Below are 8,519 nucleotides of genomic sequence, written 5' to 3'. Positions count from 1 at the left end.
GCCGCCGGCGCCGCGCCGGGTGGCATGCCGGGCGGTGACATGGACTTCTGATCCGCCGTCAGCGGACCGAAAAGTCCAGCGGTTCGTACGGATCTCCGTACCGCCGTAGTACGTGTGGAGGCGGCACCCCTTCCGGGGGGTGCCGCCTTCGGCGTTTGCCCAGCCGTGTGCGAGGCCCTGGCCGCCGCGGGCCGGTCAGGACCGGCCCGCCGAGGCGTGGACCAGCGGCAGGAAGACCTCGTCGACGATCTCGACGAGGGCCTCGTCCTCGATCGGCCGGCGGCGGGTGAGCAGCATCTCGTGGCGGACCAGGTTGGGCGGCAGCGTGACGACGCGCGGGGGCAGGGCTGCGGTCGGGATCTCGCCGCGCGCGGCGGCCCGCTCCAGGAGGGTCGTCATCACCCCGCTCATCATCGAGAACGGCTGCGGGTCCAGGTCCGGCACCTCCGCCATCAGGCCGTGCACGACATCCGAGCCGATGGTGCTGCTCCGCTTCACCATCCAGCGCAGCACGGTGAGCACATCACGACGGAGCTCGCCGGTGTCCGGCACCTGGTCGACGATGGAGCCGTTCCGGCGGCGCAGGGCGGCGATGACCAGCTCGGCACGGTTGGCCCAGCGCCGGTACAGCACCTGCTTGCCGGTGTGGGCGCGGGCGGCCACGCCCTCCATGGTGAGCCGGGCGTACCCCACCTCGGCCAGCTCGTCCCAGACCGCGTCCAGGATCGTGGCCTCCAACGCGGCGCCGCGGCGCCGCTGCACCCCTGGCTGATCGCCGGTCCGTGCCGCCACTTCCGCCCTCCGGCCCATGAGCACCTCCAAGAGACTTGGCGTCTCTTGTTCACCGCGGCTAGGCTACCGTGGCACCGGGACTGGAGACGATACGTCTCTTATGGCGATGATCGCCGGCCCTGCGTCCGCCCGTACGACGGCCGCGTGCCGCATCGCCGCCGGGACGGCAGGGAACGGCAGCGTGACCAGGGGGCGGACGGAGTGGGCAAGGGCGCGAGCGCGAAGGCGACCACCAAGGCGAGCGCGAAGGGCAGCCCTAAAGGCAGTCCTAAGGGCAGTCCGAAGAAGGGCGCGGGGAAGGGCGCGAAGAAGAAGGCGGGGCGGTTGGACCCGGCGTTGCTGCGGCTGGCTGGGGTCCTCGTCATCGGGGTGCTGGCGCCGCTGCTGGACAGCACGATCGTGAACGTCGCGCTGCGCACCCTGAGCAACGACCTGGACGCCCCCGTCGCCACCGTGCAGTGGGTGAGCACCGGCTATCTGCTGGCCCTGGCCATGTCGATCCCGCTCACCGGCTGGGCGGTCGACCGGTTCGGCGCCAAGCGGATGTGGCTCGCGGCGCTGCTGCTGTTCCTGGCCGGGTCGGTCTGCTGCGGCCTGGCCTGGAACATGGGCGCGCTGATCGCCTTCCGGGTGCTCCAGGGCATCGGCGGCGGGCTGCTGATGCCGATCATGCAGACCCTGCTGATGCGGGCCGCCGGGGTCGGCACCATCGGTCGGCTGCTGGCCCTCGTCACGCTGCCCGCGCTGGTGGGCCCGATCTTCGGCCCGATGATCGGCGGCCTGATCGTGGATCACCTCAGCTGGCGGTGGATCTTCTACGTCAACGTGCCGCTCTGCGTCGTCGCCCTGGTCCTGGCCTGGCGCGTGCTGCCCGGCGACGTTCCCCTGTACGGCCGGCGCCTGGACCTGCCGGGCCTGCTGCTGATCTCGCCGGCGCTCGCCGGGCTCGTCTACGGGCTGACCCAGGTGGGCGGCGACGGTCGTATCGGCCGTCCGGCGGCGCTGGTCCCGTTGGCCGGCGGGGTGCTGCTGTTGGTCGGGTTCGTCGTCCGGGCGCTGCGCGTGGACGCTCCGTTGATCAATCTGGACCTGTTCCGCGCCCGCTCCTTCAGCGCGTCCAGCGCCCTGCTGTTCCTGTCCGGGCTGTCGATGTTCGGCGCCATGCTGCTGCTGCCGCTCTACTACCAGCAGCAGCGCGGCCACGGCGCCCAGGTCACCGGTCTGCTGCTGGGACTCCAGGGCCTGGGGAGCCTGCTCGCTCGTCGGTTCGGGGGGCTGATCGACGGCGTCGGGCCGCGTCCGGTCGTCCTTGTGGGCGCCGTTCTGGTGACGTTGGGCACACTGCCGTTCGCCCTGGGCGGTGCGCACGTCAGTGGACTGCTCCTGGGAGTGGCGCTGGTGGTGCGCGGGGCCGGGCTGAGCGCGGTCAACCTCGCCGTCATGGTCGGCGCCTACCACGATCTCGCCCCCGCGCAGATCCCGGACGCCAGCAGCACCACCCGGATCATGCAGCAGATCGGCGGCTCGTTCGGCGCGGCCGTGCTCGCCGTGGTGCTGCAAGGGCAGTTCGCCGCCCACCCCGGGCCGGCCGGCAGGGCCACCGCCTACGGTCACACCTTCACCTGGGCCGTGGCCTTCGCGGCCCTCTCCGTACTCCCGGCGCTGCTGCTGCCCGCCCTGACCGGGCGTCAGGGCGGCGGCGGTTCGGACGACGACGGCTCGGATGTCGAGGAGCCGGACGCTGGAGAGTCGGACGCCCGGAGGGATGTGCCGCCCGGTGGTGTCGCGGCGGGGCTGAGCTGAGCTGGGCGCGCCGGGCGGGCGAGGAACCGGCCCGGCCGCCGGGTGGACGAGGAAGGGGACGCCCACCTCCCTGCATTGTGCCACAGAGTGTGCTGTTGATCACCGACAGTGGTCACGGGGCCGGTTTATCCGCCACTCTGTGTGTGGCAGGACGAACTCAGCGTGGAGGTTGCAGAAGATGGTGGCCAAGTCGGTGGAAGGGACCCAGGCTGCGGAGGACGTGGTGACGCGGCTACGTGGGGCTCTCGGCGCCCTCGGAGTGGTACTGCCGTCGCTGCGCGTCGATCCCCTGAGCGCGGCGAACGACGAACCGTATCCGCTGGTGGAACTGGGGCGCTGCAACCTGGACACGGCCGCGCGGCTGATCGCCGTGTTGGACGAGGTGCGGCGGTGATGGGGGTCCGGCGGAGCGGCGAGCGGCCGCCCAGGGTCGGGTCCTATGCGCTGGACGGCAGGGACGGACGGGTGGGGCAGGTGATCGGGGTCGAGCACGGGCTGGTGCGTCTGCGGCCACCCGGTGGCGGGCCGGAATGGCACTGTCCGGCCGGAGAGTTAGGCCTCCCCGGGCCGGCCGAGCTGCTGCGCGCGCGGGTACGGGAGGTCAACCGGCGCAGAAGACTCAGGTGAGCCGGGCGGGGTGAGGCACCGGGCAGGGTGAGGCACCGGGCGGGGGACGGCGGGAGCGGCCGTCCCCGCGGTCCCCCGCGCGGGAACGGGCGGGCGAGCCCGCGGGGGACGGGCGGACGTGTCCACCGCGGCGACCCGATCGGCCCCCGTCCGGCCCTCCAACGGATCACCCGGGTTGCCGGGCCGTGGGTACTGCCCCGTAGTGGGAGGGGAGTGGACGGGCGCCCCACCCGACGGCGCCGCACCAACCTACGAGAGGCTCGTATGAAACGCCCCGCCCTGGTGGCCGACTGGGCGGCCGGTGCCGCACTGCTCGCCGCCGTCAGCCTTGCCACCGCCCTCGTGACCGGATGCTCCAGCGGCCATGAGAAGTCGTCCGCGACCGTCTCCCAGGCTCCTGGCTCGGCGGAGGTCGCCGAGACCCCCGACAGGAACGCACAGACCGGCTCGGCCGATCCGGTCACCGCCTCGCCGACCGGGCCCGCCATGGTGTCGGTGGCCTCCAGCAAGGTCGGCAAGGTCCTGGTCGGCGAGAACGGCCGTTCGCTGTACCGCTTCCAAGCCGACAAGTCCTCGAAGTCGACGTGCACCGGCGCCTGTGCGGCGGCCTGGCCGCCCATGACCACCCAGGGCACGCCCAAGGCCGGCACGGGCACCAGCGGGCTGAAGCTCGGCACGACGCACCGGACCGACGGCTCGACGCAGGTCACGGTCAACGGACGACCCGTCTACTACTACGCCCTCGACAAGAAGAAGGGCGACATCATGGGGCAGCTGCTCAACCAGTTCGGCGGCGTGTGGTGGGTCATGGACCCCTCGGGCAAGGCGATCACGAAGAGCGCGAGCGGGAGCCCCAGCCCGACCGGCAGCCCCAGCCCGACCGGTACCAAAACCGGTTCCAGCGGGGGCGGCTACTGATCCTGCATCCGGTACCGACACTTGACACGGCACCGGCACCGAGACCAGAGCCGATCACGACAACGGAACCGAAACCGATCACGACATCGGTTTCGGTTCCGTTCCTCGGTCACACGGTCACACGGTCACTCGATACCGATCGCGCGACTGTTTCCGCTCCGGGCGCCGGAGTCGGAGGTGCGCCGCACGTCGCCGTTCTGGCTCTGGACCGAGTCGGTGCTCGTGCCGAGGTTCTGCTTGACCGAGTCCAGGATCGTCAGGCCCTGCCCGACCAGGCCGGCCGCGAGCTGGCCCAGGCCGTCCGTGCCGTTGAGCACGTTGACGTTGGCGTTGGCGAGACCGGCGGAGGCCTCCTTGACGATCTGGGGCAGCTGCTCGATCAGCTTCTGGTCGAGGGCGACGCGGTCGTACGAGGCGGCGGCCTCCGCCTGGATCTTCATCCGCTCGGCCTCGGCCATCGCCAGCAGCCGGATCCGCTCCGCCTCCGCCTCCGCGGGCTTGACGACCTCGGCGATCAGTTCCTTCTGACGCAGCTCCGCCTTGCGTTCGGCCAGCTCGGTCTGTGCGGTGAGCACCTCGCGCTGGGCGTGCGCCTGGGCCAGCGGTCCGGCCTGGGAGGCCTCCGCCTGGGCGCGGTCCACCTCGGCGCTGTACTGCGCCTGGACGATGGAGGTCTGACGGGCGTATTCGGCCTGCTTACGGGTCGCCTCCTGCTGCGCTTCGGCGGACGCCTGCGAGGCCTGCGCCTGCGCGATCTGGGCCTGGCGCTGGATGGCGGCCTTGTGCGGCGCCGACATCGCCTCGATGTAGCCGGTCTTGCCGTCGTCGATGGACTGGATCTGGAGCGAGTCGACGATCAGCCCGATCTTCGCCATTTCGGCCTTGGAGGTCTCCAGCACCTCGGTGGCCAGCTTCTGGCGCTCGGTCACGATCTCCTCGACCGTCATCGAACCGATGATGGACCGCAGGTGACCGGCGAAGATGCGGCCGGTGAGGATCGCCATCTGGTCCTGGTCGGAGAGGAAGCGCTGCCCGGCGTTGACGATGCTCTCGACGTCGTTGCCGACCTTGAAGGCGATGACGGCGCGTACGGTCAGGGTGATGCCCTGCCGGGTCACGCACTTCTCCTCGACCTCGGCCTCGCGCATCGCGAGGGTCAGGAAGCGGGTCTTGCGGAAGACGGGAAGAACGAACTTGCCGTGGCCGGTCACCACCCGGAACGGTGCGCCTTTGAGCCCACGCCTGCCGCCCGAGATGAGCATCGCCTGGTCAGGGGCGGGCACACGGTAACCGAACATCTCTCACTCCTCAGCCGACGCTGCCGACGCCACCCGAGGCGAACGGCGCGTCCAATGGATCGGTCCACTCGATGACATCGACCTGGCGGCTGCCACGGGATTCGATGACGAGCACGGTCGAGCCCTGTGGTAGGGGTTCGGCCGACCAGGCGAGGAAGGTCTCCGAACCACCGCGTACCCGCACCAGGACCTCACCGGGACCGGCGACTCCGCGCGTGCCGATGGTCAGTACCCCGGTACAGCCGATCACGGCCTCGTCCGCCATCACCGGCCATCCCCCTTGTCGCTCTGGCCATTGATGTCTTGACGATAGTCCCAGGGTTGCCCGCGGCCCATTCCCATGCGGACGCGGGCGTGTATGGGTTCCGTTACGGCTGACACCGGCTGACCGGATCCCGGCACGCGATCGGGCCGGCGGTCCCCGCTGCGGGACCGCCGACCCGATGGGTGTGACGCGTCGGCCCGACCCTGCCGGCCGGGCCGGTGGGGTCAGGGGGCGTTCACTGGCTCACGGCGACCTGGAACCAGTCCACGCTCATGCCCGCGCCGGGGGTGATGTCCGCCGACGGTGAGGTGCACCCGCACACCTTGTTCGGGTACGAGCCGCCGATCGCCACGTCGAAGATGGCGAAGAAGCCGTGGTCGACGGCGGCGGCCCAGGTGCCGGCCGACACCTCGTTCTGGTTGACCGCGAAGGTCTGGGTGCCGTCGAGGTAGAAGCGCAGCTGCTCGGCTGAGGCGTTGGTGCGGTCCACGATCACGGAGTACGTGTGGTAGTCGCTCTGGCAGCCGGAACAGGCCTGCAACCCGCTGCTGATGCCGTCCGGGTCATGGCACTCGCCCGCCCACTGGCCGCAGTGGAAGGTGGTCGAGTGCTGGCTGAGCGCGTTGACGTCCTCCATGATGTCGAGTTCGCCGATGCTGGGCCAGTTGGTGGCCCCGACCGGGCGGGCGTCGGCACCCATCGCCCAGAACGCGGGCCAGTAGCCGAGACCGCTGGACGGAGCGGGCTGCTTGAGGGACGCGCTCATCTCCATCTGGCCGCCGGCGGGAGCGCCGAAGTCGGTGCGCTGGGTCTCCACGCGGCCGGACGTCCAGTGCCCCGAACCGTCACGGAGCGGCTTGATCACCATGTGGCCGGCGCCGTCCTGGTAGACGTTGTCGGTCGAGTCGGTCGACGACTCGATCTCGCCGGTGCCCCAGTTGGCGGCGCCGCCGTTGTAGCTGGTGCCGATGTCGTAGAGCCAGTCGGAGCCGTTCAGCCGGGAGCCGGCGGCGCCGTTGAAGTCGTCACGGAAGACGGTGCTCATGGTGTCTGCGGAGGCGGGTGCGGCGGCGTGGGCCGCGGTGCTGGTGTGGGGGGTTTCGGCCGCCGCGCTGCCGGCGCCGGAGGACGCGCTGAGCCCGAGCAGTCCGATCAGCGGCAGCGCCAGCGCGGTCACGACGGCTACCAGTCGCCGTCGCGGCCGATCTGAGGAAGCAGTTCGGTACATGATCCGGTGCGGGGTCCTGTACATGGGGGGCTGCTTTCGGTTGGAGGAGTGGGGGTTTCGAGTGGGGGTTTTCGTACCGTTCTTGAGAGCGCTCTCAAATGGTTGCCCATGACTGTCGGGCACGTTTCGGGGTGGCGTCAAGGGGCCGTGACGACACCGGTCCTGACGGGCATGCGGCACCGGCCGGCTGCCGCCCGCGGTCGACGCGGTACGGAAACCGGCCGGTTGCCAGGTGAGAGGGTGCTCAGGGCACCAGCACGATCTTTCCTCGGGTGTGGCCGGTGCGGCTGGCGTCCAGGGCGGCACCGACCTCGTCCAGCGGGTGGGTGGCGGCGACTTCGACGGTGAGGGCGCCCCGTTCGACGAGGGCGGCCAACTCTGCGAGCCCGGCGCCGTCCGGTCGCACCCAGATCAGATGGCCGCCGTGCTCGAGGACCGCCGGATCGAGGATGGAGGCGTGCCGGCCCTTCGGGGCGAGCACGGCCAGGGTCGTCTCCAGCTGGCCGCCCGCGAAGTCCGCGACCGCCTGCACCCCGTCCGGCGCCAGCTCCCGCACCCGGTCGGCCAGCCCGTCCCCGTAGGCGATGGGCTCGGCGCCGAGGCCGCGCAGGAAGTCGTGGTTGCCCGGCGACGCGGTGCCCAGGACCCGGGCGCCGCGGTCCACGGCGATCTGCACGCCGAGGCTGCCCACTCCGCCGGAGGCGCCGTGCACCAGCAGCACGTCGCCGGGACCGATCTCCAGCCGGTCCAGGGTGCGCCGTGCGGTCAGGCCCGCCAGCGGCAGGCCGCCGGCCTGTGGCCAGTCCAGGGCGGCGGGCTTGCGTGCGACGGCGGGGGCGGCGACGGCGATGTACTGCGCGTAGCTGCCGGCCTGCACCACGTCCTTGCGGGCGTAGGCCATGACCTCGTCGCCGATCGCGAACTCCGGTACGTCCGGGCCGAGGGACGTCACCACCCCGGCGACGTCCCAGCCCGGGATCACCGGGAAGACCGTGTCGATCATCGGGTCGAGACCGCCGGTCATGATCTTCCAGTCCACCGGGTTGACCCCGGCCGCCCGCACCTCGATGAGCACCTGCCCGGGGCCCACCTTGGGGTCGGGGACCTCGCCGATCGTCAGACGGGAGTTGTCGGTGGCGAAGGAGTCGTAGGTGACGGCTCGCATGAGGTGGTCCTGCTTTCTGTCGTGGGTTCGGTCGGCGGGTTCCCCGGATCCGGGGCGTCATGGGGGGCGGCGCCCCGTGGGCGCCCCCTCTGGGGGCTTTGCCCCCAGGCCCCCTTTGTCGGCCTTGACGGCCTCGTCCTCAATCGCCGGACGGGCTTGTTATTGCGCGGCGTGTGCCGGTGCGCGTTGCCGAGTGCGGGTCCGTCTGTGGCTGGGGTCGCCTTCTGTTTCGTTGCGGGTCGGGGGCGTGGGGGATGTACGTGCTCGGCCGGCGCGATGATCGTGGACCGTTAGTTCACCGGCACTCGGCGGCGGTCCTGCGCGCGCACATCCCCCACACCCCCTCCCGTTTCGTACGCGCCTGCCCCGCCGGTGGGGCTTGTTCCATGCCCGTGGGGGGCGACACCCCGAAAGGGGTGGAGG

General features: G+C 71.3%; 8 protein-coding genes. 3 read left to right on the top strand and 5 right to left on the bottom strand.

Going from position 1 to position 8,519, the window contains the following annotated elements; genetic code table 11:
* Positions 1–195: 195 nt before the first annotated feature.
* Positions 196–792, bottom strand: coding sequence for a TetR/AcrR family transcriptional regulator (locus NQO67_RS29685; protein ID WP_255953381.1), 597 nt, complete (start codon positions 790–792; stop codon positions 196–198).
* 144 nt (positions 793–936) lie between these two features.
* On the opposite strand from NQO67_RS29685, the gene NQO67_RS29680 reads away from it, so the two are divergent.
* The 3 genes from NQO67_RS29680 (at position 937) to NQO67_RS29665 (ending at position 4,140) form a co-directional block, all read left to right on the top strand.
* A complete protein-coding gene (locus NQO67_RS29680) occupies positions 937–2,595 on the top strand; it encodes an MDR family MFS transporter (protein ID WP_255953380.1) in 1,659 nt (552 codons plus the stop codon).
* Between the two features lie 178 nt (positions 2,596–2,773).
* Positions 2,774–2,989 carry a hypothetical protein gene (locus NQO67_RS29675; protein ID WP_255953379.1) on the top strand — a complete coding sequence of 72 codons (216 nt, stop codon included), beginning with the start codon at positions 2,774–2,776 and terminating at the stop codon, positions 2,987–2,989.
* Positions 2,990–3,486: 497 nt separating this feature from the next.
* Positions 3,487–4,140 carry a COG4315 family predicted lipoprotein gene (locus NQO67_RS29665; RefSeq protein WP_255953376.1) on the top strand — a complete coding sequence of 218 codons (654 nt, stop codon included), beginning with the start codon at positions 3,487–3,489 and terminating at the stop codon, positions 4,138–4,140.
* A gap of 125 nt (positions 4,141–4,265) precedes the next feature.
* On the opposite strand, the gene NQO67_RS29660 is transcribed toward NQO67_RS29665, so the two are convergent.
* From NQO67_RS29660 to NQO67_RS29645, 4 genes are all read right to left on the bottom strand, one after another.
* Complete coding sequence (locus NQO67_RS29660) at positions 4,266–5,438, bottom strand: flotillin family protein (RefSeq protein ID WP_255953375.1); 1,173 nt, start codon at positions 5,436–5,438, stop codon at positions 4,266–4,268.
* A 10-nt stretch (positions 5,439–5,448) separates the two neighbouring features.
* Positions 5,449–5,706 carry an NfeD C-terminal domain-containing protein gene (locus NQO67_RS29655; protein ID WP_255953374.1) on the bottom strand — a complete coding sequence of 86 codons (258 nt, stop codon included), beginning with the start codon at positions 5,704–5,706 and terminating at the stop codon, positions 5,449–5,451.
* 232 nt (positions 5,707–5,938) lie between these two features.
* Positions 5,939–6,880, bottom strand: a complete 942-nt coding sequence (locus tag NQO67_RS29650) for a glycoside hydrolase family 16 protein (protein WP_255953373.1) — start codon at positions 6,878–6,880, stop codon at positions 5,939–5,941.
* A 295-nt stretch (positions 6,881–7,175) separates the two neighbouring features.
* Positions 7,176–8,096, bottom strand: a complete 921-nt coding sequence (locus NQO67_RS29645; protein ID WP_255953372.1) for an NADP-dependent oxidoreductase — start codon at positions 8,094–8,096, stop codon at positions 7,176–7,178.
* Positions 8,097–8,519: the final 423 nt, after the last annotated feature.

This window comes from Streptomyces odontomachi (genome assembly GCF_024435355.1).
In the GTDB taxonomy this organism is placed as follows: Bacteria; Actinomycetota; Actinomycetes; order Streptomycetales; family Streptomycetaceae; genus Streptomyces; species Streptomyces odontomachi.
This window is presented reverse-complemented; position numbering and strand designations above follow the sequence as displayed.